Source organism: Motilibacter rhizosphaerae, from assembly GCF_004216915.1.
Classification (GTDB): domain Bacteria; phylum Actinomycetota; class Actinomycetes; order Motilibacterales; family Motilibacteraceae; genus Motilibacter; species Motilibacter rhizosphaerae.
This window is the reverse complement of the sequence record NZ_SGXD01000003.1, coordinates 322,313-345,373: the sequence shown is the minus strand read 5'-3', so window position 1 is coordinate 345,373 and position 23,061 is coordinate 322,313. Positions and strand designations below refer to the sequence as shown.

Here is a 23,061-nt window from a genome sequence, read left to right as displayed (position 1 = left end):
CCTCGTGATCATGCACGTCCTGGGCGCCCAGGACGTGCATGACCACGGGGAGGGCGGGCCCCAGGATCTGCATGATCACGGGGGAGTCAGAAGAGGCGGGCCTCGGCGTCGTCCACCCCGCGCAGCGCGTCGTAGTCCACGACGACGCAGCGGATCCCGCGGTCCTCGGCGAGCACGCGGGCCTGCGGCTTGATCTCCTGCGCGGCGAAGACGCCGGTCACGGGCGCGAGCAGCGGGTCGCGGTTGAGCAGCTCGAGGTAGCGGGTGAGCTGCTCGACACCGTCGATCTCCCCGCGCCGCTTGATCTCGACGGCGACCGCCGCGCCGGCGGAGTCACGGCAGAGCAGGTCCACGGGACCGATGGCCGTGGCGTACTCGCGGCGCACCAGCCGCCAGCCGTCGTCGCCGAGCACGTGGGGCTGCTCGGCCAGGAGCTCCTGGAGGTGCGCCTCGACGCCGTCCTTGACCAGCCCGGGGTCCACGCCCAGCTCGTGGGAGGAGTCGTGCAGGACCTCGGCGATCGAGATGAGCAGCCGCTCGCCGGCCTTGTTGGTGACGGTCCAGAGGATCGCGCCGGCCTCGTCGGTGCCCTCGGCCAGCGAGCACGGGGGGCTCATCCAGTTGAGCGGCTTGTAGGCCCGGTCGTCGGCGTGCACCGAGACCGACCCGTCGGCCTTCACGAGGACGAGCCGGGTCGCGAGCGGGAGGTGGGCGGTGAGCCGGCCGACGTAGTCGACGCTGCAGCGGGCGATCACGAGACGCACGCGCTGCAGCCTAGGCCGCGCAGGCGGGTGGGACGGCTCAGGCGGTCTGCGCCGGCTGCGGCGGGCCCGGGACGACCACGAGGGCGGTCAGGCCGAGCAGCGTGAGCAGCCGCAGCACCGCCGGGCTCGGGTCGCGCACCTCGAAGGTCCCGCCGCGCCGGTGGAGCACGGCACGCGCGTGGAGGAGGGGGGAGATGCCCGCGGCGTCCGCGAACGTCACCCCGGCGGTGTCGACGACGAGCGAGCTGAGCCGGGGGCTGCGCCGCGTGCGCAGCAGGTCGTCGAGGAGGGCGTCGAGCAGCCCGCTGGTGGCGACGTCCAGCTCGCCGCGCAGCGCGAGGGTGGCGCGCTCCCCGTCGCCCTGGACCTGCAGGCCCAGCGACGCCGGAGGGGGGACGGGCCGCAGCCCCCCGACCGCAGCGGCGGGCTCGTCCTCGCCCGGCTCAGCCGCTCCGGGGCCGGTCTCCCCGGAGTCGGTCAGCACGAGGGACCAGTTTCCCTGCTCGTCGGGCCCGGCAAACGCCACCCGGGACGAGGACCACCCGTCCAGCAGCAGGTCCGCGGGGCACGGGCGGTGCGAGGTGGTCATGCCTGGACAACGGGCGCCCGCGCGCGGGTGGTTCCCGCCGGCCGTCCCGCGTGCGCGAGGATGGTGGCGTGGCGAGGCGCAACCGGCGGGCGGACGGTCCGCCCGCCGCAGGGCGGCGGGCCGGCCAGGCGCCGCGCCTGCTGGGCACCGCGCAGTCGCCCGCCGACCGCGTCGACGTCCTCGACGGCGCGCCCCACTACGTGCGCGCCGTCACGGGCGCGGCGGCCACCAAGGCGTACCGCTGCCCCGGGTGCGACCAGCTCGTCCCGCCCGCGACACCGCACCTGCTGGTCTGGCCGGTGGGCAGCAGCGGGATCGACTGGCGCCGGCACTGGCACACGCCCTGCTGGGCCGCACGCGACCGGCGTCGCCCGGCGCGCTGAGCCTCCCTAAGCTGCTCGGGTGCGGATCAGCGGAGACGGGACGCCCCTGGTGCTGCTCCACGCGCACCCCTTCGACGCGCGGATGTTCGACCCGGTGCACGACGGGGGCGTGCCCGGGGTGCGCCTGCTGACGCCGGACGTCGCGGGCTTCGGCAGCAGCGCGGTGCCGGCGACCGAGCCGAGCCTCGAGTCCGTCGCCCGCCAGGTGCTCGCCGTGCTCGATGCCGAGGGGCTCGGCCGCGCGCTCGTCGGCGGGGTGTCGATGGGCGGCTACGTCGCGATGGCCCTGCTGCGCCTGGCGCCACGACGGGTCGCGGGCCTCGTGCTCACGGCCACGCGGCACACGGCCGACGACGTGCACGCGCGGGAGCGCCGCGAGCTCGTGGCGGCGCGGGTGCTCGCCGAGGAGGGCGTGGCGGCCGCGGTCGCGGGCGTGCCCGGCCTGCACGGTGCGCGCACCCGTGCCGAGCGCCCGGCGCTCGTCACCGCGGCGGAGGCGCTCGTCCGCGAGCAGCGCCCCGAGGCGGTGGCGTGGGCGCAGCGCGCGATGGCCGCGCGGCCCGACTCGGCCCGGGACCTCGCCCGCGCCGGGGTCCCGGCGCTCGTCGTGGCGGGCGCCGAGGACGAGGTGGTCGCGGCCGGGGAGTCGCAGGCGCTCGCCGCGCTCGTCGGCGCCGAGCCGGTCGTGCTGCCGGCCGGGCACCTCGTGCCGTGGGAGGCGCCCGCCGCGTACGCCGCGGTGCTGGCCGGCTGGGTCGCCGCCCGCTAGCGCTCGACCAGCTCGACGAGCACCCCGCCGGTGGCGCGCGGGTGCAGGAACGCCACCCGTGCCCCGCCGCCGCCGCTCGTCGCCCCGGGCGGCACGACGGCCTCCCCGAGCTGCGCGAGGGCGGCGTCGAGGTCCGCCACCGCGTACGCGACGTGGTGCAGGCCCGGGCCGCGGCGCGCGAGGAAGCGGCCCACCGGCGTGCCGGACGAGGTCGCCGCGACGAGCTGCACGCGGGTGCCCCCTCCGGGTGCCGCCAGCAGCGCCTCGCGCACCCCGTGGCCGGGGACCTCCTCGACGCCGACGAGCTCGAGCCCGAGCAGGGCGACGTGCTGCGCGACGGCGGCGTCGAGGTCCGCGACGGCGGTCGCGACGTGGTCGACCGAGAGCACCCGGACGCCCGCGGGAAGGTACGGGCCGGCTGCGGCGCTGTGCTGGTGCGGGGGCACGGGCCTCCTCGTGAGCCTGACAGGATGGAAGCATGACGCAGCCGACCTTCAACGCCTACGGCGCCGTCGACCTCGGCGCTCTCGCCGCCCGCGCGCAGGCCCGCGCCGCGACGCCGCCGCCGGCAGCGGCGACGACGGGCGAGGCCCCCGCGGGCGGGGGCGGCGGCTGGGTCGTCGACGTCACCGAGGCCGACTTCGCCGAGGTCGTGCTCGCGCAGTCCGAGACCGTGCCCGTCGTACTCGACTTCTGGGCCGACTGGTGCGGCCCGTGCCGGCAGCTGAGCCCCGTGCTCGAGCGGCTCGCCGAGGCGGGCGGCGGGCGCTGGCTGCTCGCCAAGATCGACGCCGACGCCGAGCAGCGGCTCGCGGCGGCCTTCCGCGTCCAGAGCATCCCCTCGGTGTTCGCGGTGGTCCGTGGCCAGCCGGTGCCGCTCTTCCAGGGCGCGCTGCCCCCGGCCCAGGTCGAGGAGTACATCGACCAGCTGCTCCAGCTCGCCGCGGCCAACGGCGTCACCGGCGTCCTGCCCCCGACGGGCACCGCGCCCGCCGCCGTCGCGGCCGAGCCCGAGCCGGTCGGCGACCCGCGCCTCGACGCGGCGTACGACGCGGCGGAGGCGGGGGACTTCGGCGCTGCCGCCGAGGCCTTCCGGAAGGTCCTCGCCGAGACCCCGGGGCTCGAGGAGGCGGTGTCCGGCCTCGCGCAGGTCGAGCTGCTGGACCGGGCGGCGGGCCTGGACCAGGCCGCCGTGCTCGCCGCAGCCGCGCAGGACCCCGGGGACGTCGCGGCCGCGCTCGACGCCGCCGACCTCGAGATGGCGTGCGGGGACCCGGAGCGCGCGATGCAGCGCCTCGTGGACGCGGTGGCGCGCAGCGCCGGCAAGGACCGCGATGCCGCGCGCGGCCGGCTGCTCGAGCTCTTCGCGCTCGTCGGTGCGGACGACCCGCGCGTGGTGGCGGCGCGCCGGGCGCTGGCGCGCGCGCTGTTCTGAGGCGGCCCGACCCGTGTGACCCTCGCCACTGGGCGAGCGGGAGGCCTTCTTCCGGGTGATCCGGCTGTGGGACCATGTGCTGGGCGTTGTCCAGCTCCGCCCACCCTGAGACGATGGCGTCTCCCCGACCACTCGAGGAGACCGCATGACCCAGACCACCAGCGAGACCGCCGCACCTCCCGCGCCCGCCGTCCTCGTCGACGAGCGCCCCTGGGGCCGCTTCGAGCAGCTGGCCCTCAACGAGCAGGTCACGGTCAAGATCATCACCGTCGACCCCGGCCACCGCCTCTCCCTGCAGACCCACACCTCGCGCGACGAGTCGTGGAAGGTCCTCGAGGCCGGTCTCGTCGTCGAGATCGGCGACCGTACCTGGAGCCCCGAGGTCGGGGAGCAGGTCTGGATCCCGCGCGGCACCGCGCACCGCGTGAGCTGCACCGGCACCGCGCCGGCGCGCTTCGTGGAGGTGGCCTACGGCCACTTCGACGAGTGCGACATCGTCCGCCTCGAGGACGACTACTCGCGCGAGGCCGTCCCCAGCGCCGTGCCCGAAGGCACCCCGAGCGCCTGATCGCGCAGGTTTTCCCCGGCCGTCACACGGCCGCAATACGGACAGACCAGACTGGTCGTCATCCGATCCACCGCACGAAGGGGGCCCCGATGGACCGCAACCCCACGACCTCGTCCTCCGGATCGCGCGCGACGACGCCCGTGAAGCAGCACCTCAGCACCGTGGCCAACCCCAAGCGGACCCGCCTCGCCTGAGCTGCTCCCGCAGACCCAGCAGCCGAAGGGCCGGCTCCTCCTCGGAGGAGCCGGCCCTTCGGCGTGCAGCGGGTGGTGGGCCTCCGCCCGTCAGAGGTCGCGCAGCGACCCGGTCGGCGCGAGCCAGGCACCCTGCGGCGGCAGCGCGTCGAGCCGCGTGCGGTTGAGCGGCGCGGTGAAGACCCCGGGGACGTCCTCGAGGTCGAGGAAGGCCAGGCGGTCGCTCTCCTGCGCGTAGCCCGCGATCTCGGCGAACGAGAGCACGACGACCTCGACGCCGGTGTCGGCTAGCTCCTCGAGCGGCCCGCGGAAGTTGCGCCCGTCCCCGCTGGCCACGACCACGCGCGCGAGGCGGCGCTCCTGCGTCCGCCGCTCGATGTGCTCGAGCATGTCCGCGTCGACGTCGTCGGCGGGCGCGAGCTTGGGCCGCGCGAAGACCGCGTAGCCGAAGCCCCGCAGCGTCTCCACCCACCCGCGCATGTTGACGGCGTTGGCGGGCGGGACGTTCGCGAAGACGCAGGCCTCGACGTCGCGCTCCCCGGCGGTACGCACGAGCCAGCGGCCGAGGGCGTCGAAGCGCGGCCGGGAGTCCGGGCCGGGGCGCGCGCCGATGACCTGGGCGAGCGTCATGTCGATGTTCGGCGCGTCCCAGACGAGCAGGTCGAGGCCCGGGTCGCTCGGCCCGCTGCCGCGTACGTCGTCCTCGAGCAGGGTGTCGGTCATGGGCCCATGCTCGCAGGCCGCGCGCCGCCCCCGGCCCTCCGCACGCGTCAGCCCTTGCGGCAGGGGATGTTGCTCACGCCCCCGGCGGCTCCGGCAGCGTCGTTGTCGCAGGAGACGACCGTCGTCGCGGCCGTGCTCGCCGGGTAGACGCCGACGACGACGCCGGGGACCCCGCCCTGCACGCTGTTGCCGCGGAACTCGTTGAGATCGCCCCAGCCGGCGGCCAGGTGGTGCACCTGGAAGGCGTCGAGCCGGGTGCCCGAGCCCGAGTTGCCGGTCACCAGCCAGCGGTTGCCCTTGACGTCGACCCAGGAGTCGGCGGAGTTCTTGCCGCTCGTGCCGGCGTCGGTGAAGACGTTGTCCTTGATGAGGCCACCGGTGGTGCCCTCCTTGATGTCGATGCCCTCGGCGGCCGTGTGCGAGATGCGGTTGCCCTCGATCCGCACGCCGTCGGAGCGGTCGGGGCCGCCCCCGCCGTACTTGCCCCAGTTGGAGGTCGCGGACCCGACGTAGACGCCCTCCCCGAACTGCGGCGAGGTCAACCCGGTGTTCGAGACGTCGCAGTCCACGACCACCCCGTGGGCGGAGGCCGAGCGGAAGTGGATGCCCTCCTGGCCGATCGAGTCCACCGCGAGGTGGGAGAGCACCGAGCCGGTGGAGCCGTCGAGGACGATGCCCTTCTTGGCGTTGCGGACGGTGAACCCCTCGAGCCGCCACGAGTCGCCCGTGACGTGCAGGCCGTAGCTGCCGCCCTTCGGGCTCCCCGTCGTGATGACGGCACCTCGCCCGCCGCGCAGCACGATAGGCGCGGCGGCCGTGCCGTCGGCCGCGGCCTCGAGCTGGTGGTCCGCGGTGTACGTGCCGTCGGCGAGCACGATGAGGTCACCGGCCCTCGCTCCGGCGAGCGCCTTCACCAGCGAGGCGGTGTCGCTCACCTGGACGGTGCGCAGCGGTGCCGGGTCGGGCCCGGGCAGCGGAGCGGCGAGCCCGCCGGCCTGCGCCGCGGTGTCGCCCGGCGCCGGCGCGGCGACGGTGAACTGCGCCGAGCGGTCCTCGCGGCCGCCTCCGGTGTCCACCCGCGCCTCCAGCGTGTGCTTGCCGGGCGCCGGGGACAGCGTGATCTGGAACGGCGCCTTCTTCGTCTTGTCGACGTACGAGCCGTCGAGCAGCCAGCGCACCGAGTCCACGCCCTGCGCGGGCACCGTCACCAGCAGGCTGCCCGACACCGTGCGCCCGCTCAGCGAGCCCAGGTCGACCGCCGTCGTGCCCGGCGGAGCCCCGGTGGGGGCGGCGGAGGACCCAGTGCCGGACCCGCTGCCGGACCCGCCGCTGGAGCTCGGCTCCGAGCTGCTGCCCGGCTCGGTGCTCGCACTGCTGCTGCCAGCGGGGGCGCTCGCGGCACCCGACCCGGCGGGCGCGGGCGTGGTGCTCGCGCTCGACGGGGCCGGACCACTGCCGGTGGACGAGCCGCCGCCGCCCGTGCCGCGTCCGATGAGGACGCCCGCGACGAGCACGACGACCGCCGCCAGCGCCAGGAGGACGACGCGGGTCGGGGGCACCCTCATGCGTCGGCGCCCTCCGGATCACGGTAGTGGACGCCGTTGGCCGTGAGCGACCGGCCGCTGTGCAGGAAGGTGTCCTGCCCGTGGCTGCCAGCGCCGACCGAGGCGCGGGTGTGCTGCTCGGGCAGCACGATCGACTCGGCCTGCAGGGACATCTGCGCGCTGTACGGGTGGCGCCCGAGCTCCGGGTGCGCCTTGCGGCCGCGCACGGCGGTCGCGCCGATGAGGAGGAGCACGAACAGCCAGATGACGGTCATCGGCCGGGCGAACCGCTTGAGCTTCACGAGCACCGGGCTCGTGTCGTGCCACTGGGCGGTGTCGTTGGTGCCGATGCTGACCGCGCCGGTCGCGCGCCGGTGGTCCAGCGCGCTGAGCCCGCGGCCGGCGAGCATGTTGCCGCTGACCTGGCTCTTGCCGAAGTGCCCGACGAGGGTCAGGGCGTGGTCGCGGACCTCGGTGATGGTGTTGCGGGTGAGCGACACCGTCGAGGCCCGGGCGTAGATGCCCACGCGGCCGCCGCTGACGACGTTGCCGACCGCCTCGACGGAGACCCCGTCGCGCAGCGACAGGCCCTGCCGCGCCTGCCCCGACACCTCGTTGCCGACGATGCGGACCTTCTGCGCCCCGTCGCGGACCACGATGCCCATGTCGTTGCCGGACACCGCGTTGCCCTGTACACCGATGTTGATGCCGCCGACCACCTCGATGCCGTCGTGCGCGTTGCCCTTGGCGATGGAGTTGGTGACGCTGTTGTTCCCGTAGCTGCCGAGCGGCGAGCCCATGGCGCTCGGGCCGTCGGCGAGCGAGCTGCCGGCGAGCGAGAACCCGTTGCCGCCGTTGTGCTGCGAGGTCGACTCGTTGATGACGAGGCCCGTCGCCGCGCGGTTGACGACCACGCCGCTGCCGTTGTTGTCGCGCGAGGTGACCCGGTCGACGGTGCTGCTCGTGACGAACCGGTGCAGCACCAGGCCGTCCACGCGGCTCTTCTGGATGGTGGTGTCGCTGATCTGCACGCCGCGCGCGCTGGCCACGAACAGGCCGTAGGCGTCGTCGGTGATGGTCGTGCCGGTGATGCTGGCCGACACGTAGCTCGAGCCCGGCGCGTCGACGTCCAGCGTGGGCGTCGGCAGCGTCCCGGCCGGCGAGACCGCGGCGGTGTCGCGGCCCGGCGTCTTGGGCACGCCCGTCGGGCTGGCCTTCGGCACCGTGGTGCCGTTCGCCTTCGCGACGTCACGGGCCGCGGCGCGGTCCTTCGCGGGGTTGCCGCGGATCGCCTGGCCCATCTTGTCGAGCTGGCCGGTGTCCGGGCGGTCGGTACCCGTGAGCGCGATCCCGCCGGTGCGCCCGCTCCAGAAGCCGAGGTCGGACACGCGGGCCTGGGAGAGCACGAACTGCCCGCCCAGCGCGCGGATGTACGCGCGGCCGTCGCTCGTCGTGAGGTCCGGCTGACCGGTGCGCTCGTCCCAGCTGGTGATCGTGACGGGGCGCTGCTGAGAGCCCGTGAGCTCGAGGCGGCCACCGATCGACACGATGCTGACGAAGCCGCGGGTGCTGCTCTCGAGGCGCAGCACCAGGCCGCCCGGCTGGTTGAGGAACAGCGAGGCGCCGGACTGCACGACGAGGTTCTCGAGCAGCAGGTAGGAGCCGTCGGCCTGGCGCACGAAGGTCTGCGGAGCCAGCGTGAGCAGGTCGCGCACGGTGTAGGGCTCCGAGCGCGGGGTCAGCACGAGCGTGTAGCCCGAGCCGGTCGACACGCGGTACGGCGTGGTCAGCGTGGAGGAGTCCCAGCGGGCCAGGCTCGACAGCGTCTTCACCGTGAGCAGGCGCTGGTCCTCGTCGGAGACGATGGGCCCCTCCTGCGCCGGGTTGCCGCCGTAGCCCTTGAGGATCCGGTCCTGCTCGGGGTGCTGGATGCTGTCGGCGCCGGCGTTGACGGCGTCGGCGCTGCCGGCGTCCGCCCCTGCGGCCGCCTGGTCCGAGGCCGTCGTGGACGAGCTCGTCGGAACGGGTGCCCCGACCGCGTGGGCCGGCAGGGCGACCGGAGCGGTAGCGAGGACCGTCAGGAGGCCGAGGGCCGCGCGGCGGCCCCAGCGGGAGTGTCCGAGCGTGGTCACGCCGTCTCCAGGGTGAGGGTGCTGGCGGTCTGGCCCTCGCCGCCGACGGAGTCCGAGCTCCGGGTCAGCCAGCCCTGCTTGTTCATCGTGACGAACGCCCACGCCTTCACGGGGAGCGCGATGAAGATGACGACGAGCGCGAGCAGCGGGAGCAGCAGGATGTGCTTGGGGTTGCGGCGCAGGTGCGACCACCCGCGGACTGCGCGGCCGAGGAGCATCCAGCCGAAGGCGAGGCCGAAGCCCGCCCAGCTCAGCTCCAGCCGCGAGAAGATGAGGTAGCCGAGGGTGAGCCCCATGGTGACGGGCGTCAGCAGGATCTGGAGCACCGTGACCTTCGTCACGAAGGGCACCCGCCACAGCCAGCCCTTCCACAGCGCCGTCAGGTAGCAGCGGTAGGAGTTCCGGCTCCAGCGGACGCGCTGCTTCACGAACGCGCGCAGGCTGTCGGGGAACATCGAGATGGCGCGGGCGCTCGACTGGTGGACGGTGCGGAAGCCGGAGGCGAGCACCAGCCACGTGAGGCGGCCGTCGTCGCCGGCGATGCACCTACGCCCCATGAAGAACTCGTCCTCGAGCTGCGGCACGACCGGCAGGATCGCCGCCCTGCGGTACGCCGCGGTGCGGCCGGAGACGCAGGCGACGGCGCCCGCCGCCCCCATGGCCGGCACGTAGTCGTAGTAGCGCAGGTCCACCAGCCAGTCCGCGATGCGCCGCCAGACGCTCGTCTCGGGCTGGTAGACGTTCTGCTGGGTGCTGACCGCTCCCACGCGCGGGTCCTCGAACGGCATCTGCACCGCGTCGAGGAGCCCCCGGCGCCACGCGGTGTCGGAGTCCACGAGGACGACCACGTCGCTCGTCGCCGCGCGGATGCCCACGCCGAGCGCGGACCGCTTGCCGCGGTGGACGAACGGGATGACGCGCAGCCGCGGGTCGTCGACCTCCTTGAGCCGCGCGATGACCTCGACGTCCTCGACGTCGGGGACGATGACGACCTCGGTGGGGTCCTGCGAGAGCCAGGTCCGCAGGCAGCGCAGCAGGATGTCCGGGTCCTCCCGGAAGGACGGCACCACGACCGAGGTCGTGGTGCGGTAGTCGTTGACGATCGGCTTCGCCCGTCGCGACAGCACGAACCGGTAGGCCCACAAGGACCAGACCAGGATCCCGGCGAGCCCGACCGGTGCGGCCTTGTGCCACGACCCGCTCGAGAACTCCGTGCTGACGCTCGTCACGACTTCCGCGAACGCGCTCATCGAGTCCCCCCTCAGTGGTCCGTCACGCAGCGTGCATCAGCACTGCTCCGCCCCCGAGGAGAGGCTAAGGCAGGAAAGCGCGGTCGGGAACAGGAACTGCCCGTCCGGCCTGGACATCCTGGTGCACACCAGACGTCCTGAGGGCCTCGTTGCGACGAACGGGTGACGGCGAGGAAACGCACAGTCACGGAGAGCCAGGACTCAGCGCTTGATGATGAGGCCCTTCGGAGGCGGCATCAGCTTGTCGAGGGCGATGCCGCACCCGATCACCGTGATGGGGTCGTTCGCGCCCGGCACGATGACGCCCTTGACCACGGGGTGCCCCGCCGCGCTGACGAGGAGCGACGCGCCGACCTTCGACCCGGTCAGGGTGACCACGGGGAACCCGTCGTAGGTCTTGCCCGGCGTGACCGTCGGGTCGCCGGAGACCCCCAGCCCGCGGGCCGGGTCGAGCAGGTCGAGCCACGCGGGCAGCACGGGCGAGGTGCTGGGCAGCGTGACGTAGCGCTCCCCGGAGATGGCCTTGGCGCGAGCCAGGGGGATCCCGACGACCTGCGCCAGCACCGCCGGCTCGGCGCGCACCCACACCGTCCGGCCGATGCGGCGGATGCGGATCTTGCTGTCGTCGAACCACGCGGTGCCGTCGTAGTCACGGGTGCTCGCCAACGAGGCGATGCGCACCTCGTGGCCGCCCTGCACGATCGTGCGGCCCTTGACGCGGCAGGCCTTGCCGGAGGCGAAGGTGGCGAGCGTCTTCGCCAGGAGGGCCTTGGCGCCGCGCGTCGTGGGACCCGAGGGCGTCGAGGGCGTCGGCTCCGCCGACGTGAAGGTGCCAGGGCGCGGCGTCGGCGAGCCCGTCGGTGCACCCGCGTGCAGGGCGAGCGCCGTCGGCGCGCCCGTGGGCGTCCCGTCGCCGGCCGAGCACGACGCGAGGACCGCGAGCAGCGGCACGACCGCGAGCCCCGCGAGTCGAGGCCTCCGACCGTCCACCGCGCACCCCTTCGCCCTAGGACCCCTGCTGCTGCGGAGCTCCGAGCGCATGCTAGCCCCGGCCCGCGCGGGCGAGAGGGGGTTCGGCCACCCGTCAGCCCGACGGGGCGCGCTCAGCCGACCCGCGTCGATGCCTCGAGGGCCGGGTCGGTGTAGCCGACGACGGCTGCGGCGCCGCCCGTCGTCTCGTTGCTCCTGAGCGCGTCACCGGGCCCGCCGACGAGCAGGGCCGGCCCCGACGGCGGGGCGTCGCCGGTGTTGTCGTCCACGATCCACCCCGAGCCGAGCAGGCGGACCCAGGGCCCGCCGGGACGGCTGAACGAGGTGCCGTGGACGCCGCCGCCGGTCGCGCCCGCCGCGACGACGACGCCCTGGCCGACCACGGTGCACCCGTCGACGAGGACGTCGCTCGGCTGTGCGGCGGCCCCGGCTGCGCCGACCTGCACGGCCGGGCCCGAGGTGCCGCCGAGGCTGCTGCGCAGGACGTAGACGAGGCGTGCGCCCCCGGTGACGCGCACGCCCGCCTGCCGAGCACGCAGGACCGTGAGCCGGTCCAGCGTGACGTCCTGGCCGCCCGCCACCACGACCGCGGGCGCGCTCCCTGCCCGCAGCTGCGCGGTCTTCACCCGCACGTGGCTGCCCGTGACGGTGAGCGGACTGCCGCCGGTCGTCGTGATGACGGTCTGCCGAGCTCCGGTCAGCACGACGGGATCGGCGGCGGTACCGGACTCGGAGACCACGAACGGGCCGGTGTAGGTCGCGCGGACGAGGTCGATCCGGTCACCGGGCCGGGCGTCGCGCAGCGCCGCGCGCAGGGCCGCAGAGTCGGCTGCGCGGACGACCCGCAGCGGCTTCGGTGCGGGGACGGGCGACTCGGGCGCGCTGGGCGTCGGGAGAGGGGTCGCGGGACCGCTGGGCGCGCCGGCCGACCCCGTCGCCGAGGGCTGCGGCGTCGCGGTCCCCGGCTCCGTCGTCGTCGGTCCCGTCGTCGTCGGGGCGCTCGACGTCGGGCCCGGTGTGCTGGAGGAGGGGCGCGGCGCGGGCCCCCCGCCGGACCCGCTGCACGCGGCCAGCGCGAGCGCGAGGGCGGCACTGCCGAGGACGGCAGCACCGCCGCGCCCCTGGCGCGTGGAGCGGGGGGTCAGCACGGCGACAGGGGCTACGGCCGCCCCAGCGAGCGGTAGGTCCAGCCCGCCGCTCGCCACGCCTCGACGTCGAGGGCGTTGCGGCCGTCGACGATGTTGCGCTGGTGCACCATGCTCGCGACGGCAGCGGGGTCGAGGTCGCGGAACTCGCGCCACTCCGTCAGGTGGAGGACGACGTCCGCGTCGGCGACGGCCTCGACCACCGAGCCGACGTAGCGCAGGGTCGGGAAGACCCTGGCGGCGTTGGCGTTGGCCTGCGGGTCGTAGACCGCGACGCGAGCGCCCTGCAGCTGCAGGCTCGCGGCGACGGCCAGGGCCGGGGAGTCGCGGATGTCGTCGCTGTCGGGCTTGAACGCCGCCCCGAGCACGCCGACCCGCGCGCCGAGGACGTGACCGCCGAGCAGCTCGCGGGCGAGGTCGACCGTGCGGCTGCGGCGCCGCATGTTGATGGCGTCGACCTCGTTGAGGAACGTGAGCGCCTGGTCCGCGCCCAGCTCGCCGGCGCGGGCCATGAAGGCGCGGATGTCCTTGGGCAGGCAGCCGCCGCCGAAGCCGAGGCCGGCGTTGAGGAACCGGCGGCCGATGCGCGCGTCGTAGCCGATCGCGTCGGCCAGCGTCACCACGTCGCCGCCCGCCGCCTCGCAGACCTCCGCCATGGCGTTGATGAAGGAGATCTTGGTCGCCAGGAAGGAGTTCGCCGCCACCTTGACGAGCTGCGCGGTCGCGAAGTCGGTGACCACCACCGGGGTGCCCTCGGAGATGGGGGTCGCGTAGACGGTGCGCAGCACTTGCTCGGCGTGCTCGCTGCGGACGCCGAAGACCAGCCGGTCGGGGTGCAGGGTGTCCTCCACCGCGAAGCCCTCGCGCAGGAACTCGGGGTTCCAGCAGAGCTCGGCCGCCGCGCCCACCGGGGCGAGCTCGGCGATGCGCTCGGCGAGCCGCTCCGCGGTGCCGACCGGGACGGTCGACTTGCCGGCGATGAGGCACGGGCGCTCGAGGTGGGGGGCGAGCCCGTCGACCACGGCGTCGACGAAGCGCATGTCCGCGGCGTTCTCGCCGGGCTTCTGCGGGGTGCCGACGCCGATGAAGTGCACGTCACCGAACGCCGCCACCTCCTCGTAGGAGGTGGTGAAGCTCAGGCGGCCCGTCGCGATCTGCTCCGCGAGCAGGGTGTCGAGCCCCGGCTCGTAGAACGGCAGCTCGCCGGCGTTGAGCGCATCGACCTTGGCCTTGTCGACATCCATGCCCAGCACCTCGAAGCCGAGGGCGGACATGCACACCGCATGGGTGGCACCGAGGTAGCCGGTGCCGAGCACTGTGATGCGCAGGTCTGACATGGCGGCATGCTACAGGTCGAGCTCCGGCCCCTCCCGGGGTTTCGATCATCCTCCCCGGCCCCTGCTGGCGGGGACGCGCCGCTGCTGGTCTACTGCCTGCCGACCGCGTACCGAGTCCCCGGAGTGCTGAATGAACGACCACGCCGACCTGCTCCGCCAGCGCCTGCTCAGCAGCGCGCAGGTCAAGCAGCGGCTCGCGGAGGACGACCAGGCGCTCGAGCAGCTCGCGGAGGTCGCGCGGGTTCTCGTCGAGTGCGTACGCGCCGGTGGGACGGTCTTCTTCTGCGGCAACGGGGGTTCTGCCACGGACGCCGAGCACATGTCGGGCGAGCTGCTCGGGCGCTTCGGCTACGACCGGCCGTCGATGCCGTCCTACTGCCTGTCCAGCAACGTCTCCGCCCTCACGGCGATCAGCAACGACTACTCCTTCGACATGGTGTTCGCCCGCCAGCTCTCGGGGCTGGGCAAGCCCGGCGACGTGCTGGTCGGGCTGTCCACCAGCGGGAACTCGCCCAACGTCGTCCGCGCCGTCGAGCAGGCGCAGCAGATGGGCGTCGTCAGCGTCGCCTTCACGGGCGCGGGTGGCGGGAAGCTGGCGGGGCTGGCGGACCACGTGCTCCTCGCCCCGTCCGACGAGACCCCGCGGGTGCAGGAGTGCCACATGGCAGTCGGTCACACGCTCTGCGAGATCGTCGAGCGCGAGCTCCACCCGCAGGAGTAGGTATCTGCAGGGACGGACCGCGCTCCTCCTGGGCAGCGGCGGCACACGGCCGCCACGCAGGACCCCCAGGAGACCGAGATGCCCGCATGCACGTCCGCCCGGACCGGCTCGTCGGCCCGCGCCCCGCGCGTCCTCGCAGCGCTGCTCACCGCCGTCCTCGCCCTGCTGGCGGGGGCCCTGTCGCTCGCCGCGGCCGGCCCCGCGAGCGCCGCCACGTGCCTCACCTGCGGGGACGGCGGCGACCCGGCCCCGCGCCCCACGACCACCCGCCCGACCTCCCCGGTCCCCACGCCCAGCCCCACGGCCAGCGCGGCTCCCGCGCTCCAGCCGATCCTGACGCGCGGGCCGCAGACCGACTGGATCGACGGGGACAGCGACCAGGTGATGACGACCTCGGTGACGTGGGTGCGCTCGACCGGCACCTTCACGGCGACCACCCGGATCACGAACCACGCCTACGCGTCGGGCTTCACAGGAGGCGTCGTCGTCCTGGCGGTCGACGCCGCCGGGCGCACCGTGGGCTCTACGCAGCCCCAGCAGTGGGGCGTGGACTGCAACGCGTTCTACTGCAGCGGGCCCACCGACCGGACGCTCGCCTGGAGCGGTCAGCTGACCGGCGTCCCGGCCACGGCGGCCTCGCTCACCATCGTCCAGTGGCACTGGGGCAAGAACCGCTTCCTGGGGGACTTCGCCGCGATCACCGACCGGCTGCGCACCGCGGTCGTCGGGGGCGAGATGACCGCGCAGGTCGTGGCGCTGTTCCACTGAGGACGCACGGAGGGCCTCGCTCCGGACGGAGCGGGGCCCTCCGGCGTGCCGGTGGTGCCGGGCGGTCAGGCGGGCTTCAGGAACACCGCCCCCAGCGGGGGGATGCGCATCTGCGCCGACGCGGGCAGCCCGTGCCACGGGACGGCCTCGGCGTGCACCGCTCCGGCGTTGCCGACCCCGGAGCCCGCGTAGACGTCGGCGTCGGTGTTGAGCACCTCCTGCCAGACGCCCTCGTGCGGCAGCCCGAGGCGGAACTGCTCGTGGGGGACCGGGGAGAAGTTCACGACGACGGCGACGGGCGACCCGCTCGAGTCGTAGCGCAGCCAGGAGAAGGTGTTGCCGGCCGCGTCGTTCGCGTCGACCCACCGGAAGCCCGCCGGGTCGCGGTCGAGCTCGTGGAGCGCCGGGTCGGTGCGGTAGAGGGCGTTGAGGTCGCGGACGAGCCGCTGGACACCGGCGTGGTCGGGGTTGTCGGTGAGCCACCAGTCGAGCGAGCGGGACTCGGACCACTCCGACTCCTGGCCGAACTCCTGGCCCATGAAGAGCAGCTTCTTGCCCGGGTGCGCCCACATGAACGCGAGGTAGGCCCGGAGGTTCGCGAGCTGCTGCCAGCGGTCACCGGGCATCTTGCGCAGCAGGGAGCCCTTGCCGTGCACGACCTCGTCGTGGGAGATCGGCAGCACGTAGGACTCGGAGTACGCGTAGACCATGGAGAAGGTCATCTCGCCGTGGTGGTACTGCCGGTAGACCGGGTCCTGGTGCACGTAGTCGAGCGAGTCGTGCATCCAGCCCATGTTCCACTTGAACCCGAAGCCCAGGCCGCCGGCGTACGTCGGCTGCGTGACGCCGGGCCAGGCCGTCGACTCCTCGGCGATGATCGTGGTCCCCGGGTTGCGGCGGTACGCCGTGGCCGTCGTCTCCTGCAGCAACCGGACGGCGTCGAGGTTCTCGCGGCCGCCGTACTGGTTGGGCAGCCACTCGCCGTCCTTGCGGGAGTAGTCGAGGTAGAGCATCGAGGCGACGGCGTCGACGCGCAGGCCGTCGACGTGGAACTGCTCGAGCCAGTAGAGCGCGTTGGCCACGAGGAAGTTGCGGACCTCGTTGCGCCCGAAGTCGAAGACGTAGGTGCCCCAGTCGGGCTGCTCGCCGCGGCGGGGGTCCGGGTGCTCGTAGAGCGCCGTGCCGTCGAACCTGCCGAGCGCCCACTCGTCCTTGGGGAAGTGCGCCGGGACCCAGTCGACGATGACGCCGATGCCCGCGCCGTGGAGCCGGTCGACGAGGTAGCGGAAGTCGTCGGGGGAGCCGAAGCGCGAGGTCGGCGCGTAGTACGACGACACCTGGTAGCCCCACGACCCGCCGAAGGGGTGCTCCGCGACGGGCAGGAACTCCACGTGTGTGTAGCCGAGCTCGGCGACGTAGCCGACGAGCTCGTCGGCGAGCTGGCGGTAGGAGAGCCCCTGCCGCCAGGAGCCCAGGTGCACCTCGTAGATGCTGACCGGGGCCTTGTGCAGCTGCACCTGCTCGCGCTGCTCGATCCAGCCGCGGTCGTGCCACTCGTAGTCGGACTCCCACACGACCGACGCGGTCGCCGGCGGGGTCTCAGTGTGCTGCGCCATCGGGTCGGCCTTCTGCCGCCAGTGGCCGTCCTGGCCGAGGATCTCGTACTTGTAGTGCGTCCCGACGCCGATCCCCGGGACGAACAGCTCCCAGATCCCGCTGGAGCCCAGTGAGCGCATCGGCGTCGCCGTGCCGTCCCACCCGTTGAAGTCGCCGACCACGCGCACGGCCTGCGCGGAGGGCGCCCACACCGCGAACGACGTGCCCGTCGAGTCGCCCAGGACCGAGGGGAAGCGCCGCACGTGCGAGCCGAGCACGCGCCACAGCTCCTCGTGCCGGCCCTCGGCGATGAGGTGGAGGTCCATCTCGCCCAGCGTCGGCCAGAAGCGGTAGCCGTCGTCGACGACCTGCTCGTCGCCGTCGCCGTAGGCCACCCGCAGCCGGTAGTCCGGGACGGTGCTGCCGGGGACGACGCCGGTCCAGACGCCGCGGTGCTCGTGCTGGAGCGGGTGCGCGGTCGTGCCGCCGGCGCCGTCGGAGAGCAGCACCTCGACCGAGCGCGCCCACGGGCGCAGCACCCGGATCGTCACACCCTCCTGGCCCGGCGTGGGGTGCGCGCCGAGGACCGCGTGGGGGTTGTGGTGCCCGCCGCCGACCAGGCGGTCGAGCTCCTCGCGGGCCACGGGAGCGGGCGCGTCGTGCCGGACCTCGATGCCGGGGGTGTCGGTGCGGGTCGTGTCAGCCACGGGAGTGCTTCCTCCGTCGTCGGTGCGGGGGCGCGTCGGGTCGGTCATGCCGTCGCCGGAGCGGCGAGCCGCTCGATCGCGCCGAGCGGGATGCGGATCCAGCCGGGTCGGTTGCGCGCCTCGTAGATGAGCTCGTAGACCGCCTTGTCGGCCTCGTACGCGCAGATGAGGTCGCCGTCGTCGCGCGGGTCCCGCCCGGAGGCCGCGGCGTAGCCGTCGCAGAACGCGCTGCGGTTGCGCTCGGCCCACTCGTCTGCGCGGTACTCCAGCTGCGGGTCGCGCGGGCGGTCCATGAGCTGGAAGCGCGCGGCGTAGTCGAAGGAGCGCAGCATGCCGGCGACGTCGCGGATGGTGGAGTCGGGCCGGCGCCGCTCGTCCAGCCCCTTCGCCGGCTCGCCCTCGAAGTCCAGCAGCCGCCAGCCCTGCGCGGTCCGCATGACCTGGCCGAGGTGGTAGTCGCCGTGGATGCGCTGCGCGAGCACCGGGTCGGTGCGCTCGGCGAGCGCGGCGTACTTGCGGGCGAGGGCGTCGGCGTGCGGCTCGAGCGCCGGCACCTGCCGCACCGCCTCGCGCAGCCGGCCGAGCATGCCGTCGGCGACGGCCTGCAGCTGCGCGGATCCCCAGCTCTGCGTCGGCAGCGCCTCGGCGAGCGCGGCGTGGACCTTCGCCGTCGCCTCGCCGAGCCGGCACGACTCGGCGGCGAAGTCGCCGCCGACCTCGTCGGCGTGGAGGTCGGCCTCCGCGAACAGGTCGCGGACGCTCACCATCGCGAGCTCCCAGCCGCCGCTCGCGCCGGAGAGGAACTCCTGCATCATGCCGAGGTCGCCCTCGACCTCGACGCCGTCGACGTGCCAGCGGCCGGCCAGGTGGGCGTACGGCGTGGCGATCTCCGCGCAGCCCACGCGGGCCAGGGCCTCGTGCACCTCGATGTCGGGGTTGACGCCGGGCGCCAGCTTGCGGAACGCCTTGAGGATGCCGACGCCGCCGAAGACCAGCGAGGTGTTGGACTGCTCGCCGCCGAGGACGGTCGTGGAGGCCGCGTCGGGCACCCGGGCGACGCCGGCGAGCGCGGTGGCGGACACCGTGCCGCTCGTCCCGCCCTGCTTGAGCAGGTCGAGGAGGAGCGGCGTCGCCTCCTTGTCGTGCAGCCCGTCGTAGACCCAGTAGTGCCGGCCGTCGACGTCGCTCTCGCCGATGAGCACGTGGCCGAGGTGCTCGGCGGGCTCGGGGCGCAGCGACGCGAGGACCTGGTACGCCTCCTGCTGGCGGCGCTGCCCGCCGGCCGCGTCGAGGTCCACCTCGTCGTACTCGAGGCTCACGACGACGAGGCGCACGGGTGACGGGTCACCACGCAGCTCGGCCAGCTGCTCCACTCCTGCGACGTGCCAGGGGCGGCCCTTGCCGCCGAACCAGCGCTGGGTGTCGATCCAGTCGTGCAGGAGCTGCGCATCCACGTCAGCCGACCTCCGTCGTGGGCTTGCTGAGCCGGAACCAGAAGAACCCGTGACCGGGCAGGGTGAGCAAGTAGGGGAGTTCCCCGATCGTCGGGAAGTTCACCCCGCCGAGCGCCTCGATCGGGTGCCACCCCTGCCACCGGGACAGGTCGAGCTCGACCGGCTGGGGGAACCGTGACAGGTTGTTGACGCAGAGCACCACGTCGTCACCGAAGACGCGCATGAACGACAGCACGGTCGGGTTGGACCCGCCGAGGTCGTCGAAGCTCCCCATGCCGAACGCGGGGTTCTGCTTGCGGATCTGGATCATCCGCCGCGTCCAGTGCAGGAACGACGTGCTCGAGGCCATCTGCGCCTCGACGTTGGTGACCTGGTAGCCGTAGATCGGGTCCATGATCAGCGGCAGGTAGAGCTGGCCGGGGTTGGCCTTCGAGAAGCCCGCGTTGCGGTCCGGCGTCCACTGCATCGGCGTGCGGACGCCGTCGCGGTCACCGAGCCAGATGTTGTCGCCCATGCCGATCTCGTCGCCGTAGTAGAGGACGGGCGACCCGGGCAGCGCGAGCAGCAGGGCGGTGAACAGCTCCAGCTGGTTGCGGTCGTTGTCGAGCAGCGGGGCGAGCCGGCGCCGGATGCCGATGTTGGCCTTCATGCGGGGGTCCTTGGCGTACTCCGCCCACATGTAGTCGCGCTCTTCGTCGGTCACCATCTCGAGCGTGAGCTCGTCGTGGTTGCGCAGGAAGATGCCCCACTGGCAGTTGTCCGGGATCTTCGGCGTGGAGGCCATGATCTCCGAGATCGGGAAGCGCGACTCCCGGCGCACGGCCATGAACAGCCGCGGCATCACCGGGAAGTGGAACGCCATGTGGCACTCGTCGCCGTCCTCGCCGAAGTACTCGACGACGTCGTCCGGCCACTGGTTGGCCTCGCAGAGCAGCACCCGGTCGGGGTAGAGCCGGTCGACCTCCGCGCGGATCTTGCGCAGGAACTCGTGCGTCTCGGGGAGGTTCTCGCCGTTGGTGCCCTCGCGCTCGTAGAGGTAGGGCACGGCGTCGAGCCGGAAGCCGTCGACGCCCAGGTCGAGCCAGAAGCGCAGCGCCTCGAGCACCGCCTCCTGCACCTGCGGGTTGTCGAAGTTGAGGTCCGGCTGGTGCGAGAAGAACCGGTGCCAGAAGTACTGCTTGCGCACCGGGTCGAACGTCCAGTTCGAGGCCTCGGTGTCGACGAAGATGATGCGCGCGTCCTGGTACTTCTGGTCGGTGTCCGACCACACGTAGAAGTCGCCGTACGGGCCGTCGGGGTCGTTGCGCGAGGCCTGGAACCACGGGTGCTGGTCCGAGGTGTGGTTCATGACGAAGTCGATGATCACGCGCATGCCGCGCTTGTGGGCCTCGTCGACGAACTGCACGAAGTCGCCGATCGTGCCGAACTCCTCGTGCACGTCGGTGTAGTCGGCCACGTCGTAGCCGCCGTCGCGCAGCGGGGACTTGAAGAACGGCGGCAGCCAGAGGCAGTCGACCCCGAGCCACTGGAGGTAGTCCAGCTTCTCGATGAGCCCAGGCAGGTCGCCGCTGCCGTCCCCGTTGCCGTCGTTGAAGGCGCGGACGAGCACCTCGTAGAACACCGCGCGCTTGAACCACAGCGGGTCGCGGTGCTCGTCGGGCAGGTCGGCGAACGAGTCGATGGCGAGCTCGGTGTGGCCGGTGGACGGCGTCGCCGACGCGGGCTGCGCCGGGGCTGCCGGGACGGGGGAGGGCGTCGTCATGGACAAGGGAGGCGTCAGACCTTCCGGACGGTGAGCACGTGGGCGGGCTCGGTGTAGGGGTCCAGCAGCACGTAGTCGTGCTCGCCCCACCAGAAGGTCTGGCCGGTGACCTCGTCGTGGACGGCGAACTGCTGGCCGGGGGTGAGCCCGAGCGCGGAGAGGTCCAGGTGGACCACGTCCGAGCGGGCGGCGTGCGGGTCGAGGTTGACGACGACGATGACGACGTCGTCGGTCCCGTCCTCCAGCACCTCGCGCTTGGAGTAGGCGAGGACGTGCTCGCTGTCGGTCGGGTGGAAGTGCAGGTTGCGCAGCCGCTGCAGCGCCGGGTGGTCGCGGCGCAGCTGGTTGAGCAGCCGGAGGTACGGCGCCAGGCTGCGTCCCTCGCGCTCGGCGGCGGCGTAGTCGCGCGGGCGGTACTGGTACTTCTCCGAGTCGAGGTACTCCTCCGAGCCCGGGCGCAGGGCGACGTGCTCGTAGAGCTCGAACCCGCTGTAGATGCCGTAGGTCGGGCTCAGCGTGGCCGCGAGGGTGGCGCGGATCTTGAACGCCGCCGGGCCGCCGTACTGGAGGTAGGCGTGGAGGATGTCCTGCGTGTTCGTGAAGGCGTTGGGGCGCAGGAAGTGCGACGTCTCCTGCGAGAGCTCGGTGAAGTAGTCCGTGAGCTCCTGCTTCGTGGTCCGCCAGGTGAAGTACGTGTAGGACTGGTGGAACCCGACCTTGGCCAGCAGGTGCATCATCGCCGGGCGGGTGAAGGCCTCGGACAGGAACAGCACCTCGGGGTTGGTCGCGTGGACCTCGCGCAGCAGCCACTCCCAGAACTGCACGGGCTTGGTGTGGGGGTTGTCGACGCGGAAGATCGTGACGCCGTGCTCGATCCAGTGGCGCACGATGCGCAGGACCTCGGTGTAGATCCCCTGCGGGTCGTTGTCGAAGTTGATCGGGTAGATGTCCTGGTACTTCTTCGGCGGGTTCTCGGCGTACGCGATGGTGCCGTCGGCCCGCGTCGTGAACCACTCGGGGTGCTCCTGGACCCACGGGTGGTCGGGGGAGGCCTGCAGCGCGAGGTCGAGGGCGATCTCCAGCCCGTTGTCGCGCGCGGCGGCGGCGAAGGCGTCCCAGTCCTCGATCGTGCCGAGGTCGGGGTGCACGGCGTCGTGGCCGCCCGTCGGGGCGCCGATCGCCCACGGCACGCCGGGGTCGTCCGGGCCCGGGTCGAGGGTGTTGTTGCGGCCCTTCCGGGCGGTGGTCCCGATCGGGTGGATCGGCGGGATGTAGACGACCTCGAAGCCCATCGCCGCGACCGCCGGCAGCCGCTCGGCGGCGGTGCGCAGCGTGCCCGAGCGCGGGGGGTCGAGCGAGGCGCCCTCGGAGCGGGGGAAGAACTCGTACCAGCTGCCGTAGAGCGCGCGCTCGCGCGACACCTCCAGCGGGTACGCGGGGGACTCGGTCACGAGGTCGCGCAGCGGGGCCGCGGCCAACACGAGCTGCACGGCCTCGCTCGTCCCCGCGGCGAAGCGCGCCTCGGCCGGGCGCGAGCCGTCGCGGAGCCCGGCGGCGCCGTCGTGCAGCACGGCGGCGTCCTCGGCGCTGCGACCGGACCCGGCGGCCGCGCGCTCGAGCAGCCGGGCGCCCTCCTCGAGCATGAGCTCGACGTCCTGCTGCACGGGGATCTTGATGCCGGCGTCGTGCAGCCAGGTGGCGTACGGGTCGCTCCAGGCCTCGACCGTGATGGTCCAGCGGCCCTCGCGGTCGGCGACGACCTCGGCGTCCCACAGGTCGAGCCCGGGACCGCGCTTGACCAGCGGGGTCCAGGGGCCGGGGCGGCCGTCGGGGTCGCGGAGCACGACATTGGCGGCCACCGCGTCGTGGCCCTCGCGGGTCACGGTCGCGGTGACGGGGAACCGCTCGCCCACCACGGACTTGGCGGGGTAGCGGCCGTCGGAGACGACCGGGCTCACCCCGTCGATGGGGATGCGCCCGGTCACGACGTCGGGCGTCCACCGCACCGAGGGGGCGGCGGGCGCGGGCTGCGCGGGGGAGACCGTCGGCTTCGCGGTCGCGGAGGTCGCGGGAGTCGTCGTCACGGTCGGGCACCTACCCAGGAGACCGCCGGGATCACCGGCGGGAGACGGACGGATCTTGTGCAGCGGGTCGCGCGGCGGCGGGGCGTCGCAGGGGCGAGTGGATCATCGCCAGACTGGCACGACGACGGTCCGTCGTCACCCCCGGG

The 23,061-nt window shown here is 73.6% G+C and carries 20 protein-coding genes; 6 read left to right on the top strand and 14 right to left on the bottom strand.

Annotation, left to right across the window (positions count from 1 at the left end; genetic code table 11):
• Nucleotides 1–86 precede the first annotated feature (86 nt).
• Nucleotides 87–764, bottom strand: coding sequence for an endonuclease NucS (gene nucS / locus EV189_RS12375; RefSeq protein ID WP_130493267.1), 678 nt, complete (start codon nucleotides 762–764; stop codon nucleotides 87–89).
• A 37-nt stretch (nucleotides 765–801) separates the two neighbouring features.
• Entirely contained in the window at nucleotides 802–1,353 is a 552-nt protein-coding gene (locus EV189_RS12370; protein ID WP_130493266.1) for an STAS domain-containing protein, read from the bottom strand.
• A gap of 68 nt (nucleotides 1,354–1,421) precedes the next feature.
• Between EV189_RS12370 and EV189_RS12365 the strand changes: the two genes are divergently transcribed.
• Together EV189_RS12365 and EV189_RS12360 are read left to right on the top strand one after the other, a co-directional pair.
• Complete coding sequence (locus EV189_RS12365) at nucleotides 1,422–1,736, top strand: hypothetical protein (RefSeq protein WP_231116337.1); 315 nt, start codon at nucleotides 1,422–1,424, stop codon at nucleotides 1,734–1,736.
• Nucleotides 1,737–1,755: 19 nt separating this feature from the next.
• A complete protein-coding gene (locus EV189_RS12360; RefSeq protein ID WP_231116336.1) occupies nucleotides 1,756–2,505 on the top strand; it encodes an alpha/beta fold hydrolase in 750 nt (249 codons plus the stop codon).
• Here the strand turns inward: EV189_RS12360 and EV189_RS12355 are convergent.
• Nucleotides 2,502–2,951, bottom strand: coding sequence for a VOC family protein (locus EV189_RS12355; protein WP_130493265.1), 450 nt, complete (start codon nucleotides 2,949–2,951; stop codon nucleotides 2,502–2,504). The genes EV189_RS12360 and EV189_RS12355 overlap by 4 nt on opposite strands.
• Before the next feature lie 32 nt (nucleotides 2,952–2,983).
• Between EV189_RS12355 and EV189_RS12350 the strand changes: the two genes are divergently transcribed.
• Nucleotides 2,984–3,940: a tetratricopeptide repeat protein gene (locus EV189_RS12350; RefSeq protein WP_130493264.1), complete on the top strand. Its 957-nt coding sequence runs from the start codon at nucleotides 2,984–2,986 to the stop codon at nucleotides 3,938–3,940.
• A gap of 145 nt (nucleotides 3,941–4,085) precedes the next feature.
• A complete protein-coding gene (locus tag EV189_RS12345; protein WP_130493263.1) occupies nucleotides 4,086–4,508 on the top strand; it encodes a phosphomannose isomerase type II C-terminal cupin domain in 423 nt (140 codons plus the stop codon).
• 284 nt (nucleotides 4,509–4,792) lie between these two features.
• Here the strand turns inward: EV189_RS12345 and EV189_RS12340 are convergent, their stop codons facing one another.
• The 7 genes from EV189_RS12340 to EV189_RS12310 form a co-directional block, all read right to left on the bottom strand.
• Nucleotides 4,793–5,425, bottom strand: a complete 633-nt coding sequence (locus tag EV189_RS12340; RefSeq protein ID WP_130493262.1) for an NYN domain-containing protein — start codon at nucleotides 5,423–5,425, stop codon at nucleotides 4,793–4,795.
• Nucleotides 5,426–5,472: 47 nt separating this feature from the next.
• Nucleotides 5,473–6,990 (bottom strand): right-handed parallel beta-helix repeat-containing protein, encoded by a 1,518-nt coding sequence (locus EV189_RS12335; protein WP_130493261.1) that lies wholly within the window; start codon nucleotides 6,988–6,990, stop codon nucleotides 5,473–5,475.
• Complete coding sequence (locus tag EV189_RS12330; protein ID WP_130493260.1) at nucleotides 6,987–9,101, bottom strand: right-handed parallel beta-helix repeat-containing protein; 2,115 nt, start codon at nucleotides 9,099–9,101, stop codon at nucleotides 6,987–6,989. Before EV189_RS12330 ends, EV189_RS12335 begins: the two co-directional genes overlap by 4 nt.
• Complete coding sequence (locus EV189_RS12325) at nucleotides 9,098–10,351, bottom strand: glycosyltransferase (RefSeq protein WP_130493259.1); 1,254 nt, start codon at nucleotides 10,349–10,351, stop codon at nucleotides 9,098–9,100. Before EV189_RS12325 ends, EV189_RS12330 begins: the two co-directional genes overlap by 4 nt.
• Nucleotides 10,352–10,552: 201 nt before the next feature.
• A complete protein-coding gene (locus tag EV189_RS12320; RefSeq protein WP_130493258.1) occupies nucleotides 10,553–11,341 on the bottom strand; it encodes a hypothetical protein in 789 nt (262 codons plus the stop codon).
• A gap of 113 nt (nucleotides 11,342–11,454) precedes the next feature.
• Nucleotides 11,455–12,489, bottom strand: coding sequence for a right-handed parallel beta-helix repeat-containing protein (locus tag EV189_RS12315; protein ID WP_130493257.1), 1,035 nt, complete (start codon nucleotides 12,487–12,489; stop codon nucleotides 11,455–11,457).
• Between the two features lie 11 nt (nucleotides 12,490–12,500).
• Complete coding sequence (locus EV189_RS12310) at nucleotides 12,501–13,823, bottom strand: UDP-glucose dehydrogenase family protein (protein WP_196788568.1); 1,323 nt, start codon at nucleotides 13,821–13,823, stop codon at nucleotides 12,501–12,503.
• Between the two features lie 130 nt (nucleotides 13,824–13,953).
• On the opposite strand from EV189_RS12310, the gene EV189_RS12305 reads away from it, so the two are divergent.
• The gene (locus EV189_RS12305) at nucleotides 13,954–14,544 is read left to right on the top strand and encodes a D-sedoheptulose-7-phosphate isomerase (protein ID WP_130493256.1); all 591 of its coding nucleotides are present in this window, start codon (nucleotides 13,954–13,956) and stop codon (nucleotides 14,542–14,544) included.
• 78 nt (nucleotides 14,545–14,622) lie between these two features.
• Nucleotides 14,623–15,312 (top strand): hypothetical protein, encoded by a 690-nt coding sequence (locus EV189_RS12300; protein WP_130493255.1) that lies wholly within the window; start codon nucleotides 14,623–14,625, stop codon nucleotides 15,310–15,312.
• 65 nt (nucleotides 15,313–15,377) lie between these two features.
• On the opposite strand, the gene glgB is transcribed toward EV189_RS12300, so the two are convergent.
• The 4 genes from glgB to EV189_RS12280 are packed head-to-tail and all read right to left on the bottom strand — an operon-like array spanning nucleotide 15,378 to nucleotide 22,915.
• Nucleotides 15,378–17,615, bottom strand: a complete 2,238-nt coding sequence (gene glgB / locus EV189_RS12295; protein ID WP_231116335.1) for a 1,4-alpha-glucan branching protein GlgB — start codon at nucleotides 17,613–17,615, stop codon at nucleotides 15,378–15,380.
• 44 nt (nucleotides 17,616–17,659) lie between these two features.
• A complete protein-coding gene (locus EV189_RS12290) occupies nucleotides 17,660–19,069 on the bottom strand; it encodes a maltokinase N-terminal cap-like domain-containing protein (RefSeq protein WP_130493253.1) in 1,410 nt (469 codons plus the stop codon).
• 1 nt (nucleotide 19,070) lies between these two features.
• Nucleotides 19,071–20,831 (bottom strand): maltose alpha-D-glucosyltransferase, encoded by a 1,761-nt coding sequence (treS, locus tag EV189_RS12285; protein WP_130493252.1) that lies wholly within the window; start codon nucleotides 20,829–20,831, stop codon nucleotides 19,071–19,073.
• Nucleotides 20,832–20,845: 14 nt separating this feature from the next.
• Nucleotides 20,846–22,915, bottom strand: coding sequence for an alpha-1,4-glucan--maltose-1-phosphate maltosyltransferase (locus EV189_RS12280; protein ID WP_231116334.1), 2,070 nt, complete (start codon nucleotides 22,913–22,915; stop codon nucleotides 20,846–20,848).
• Between the last annotated feature and the right edge of the window lie 146 nt (nucleotides 22,916–23,061).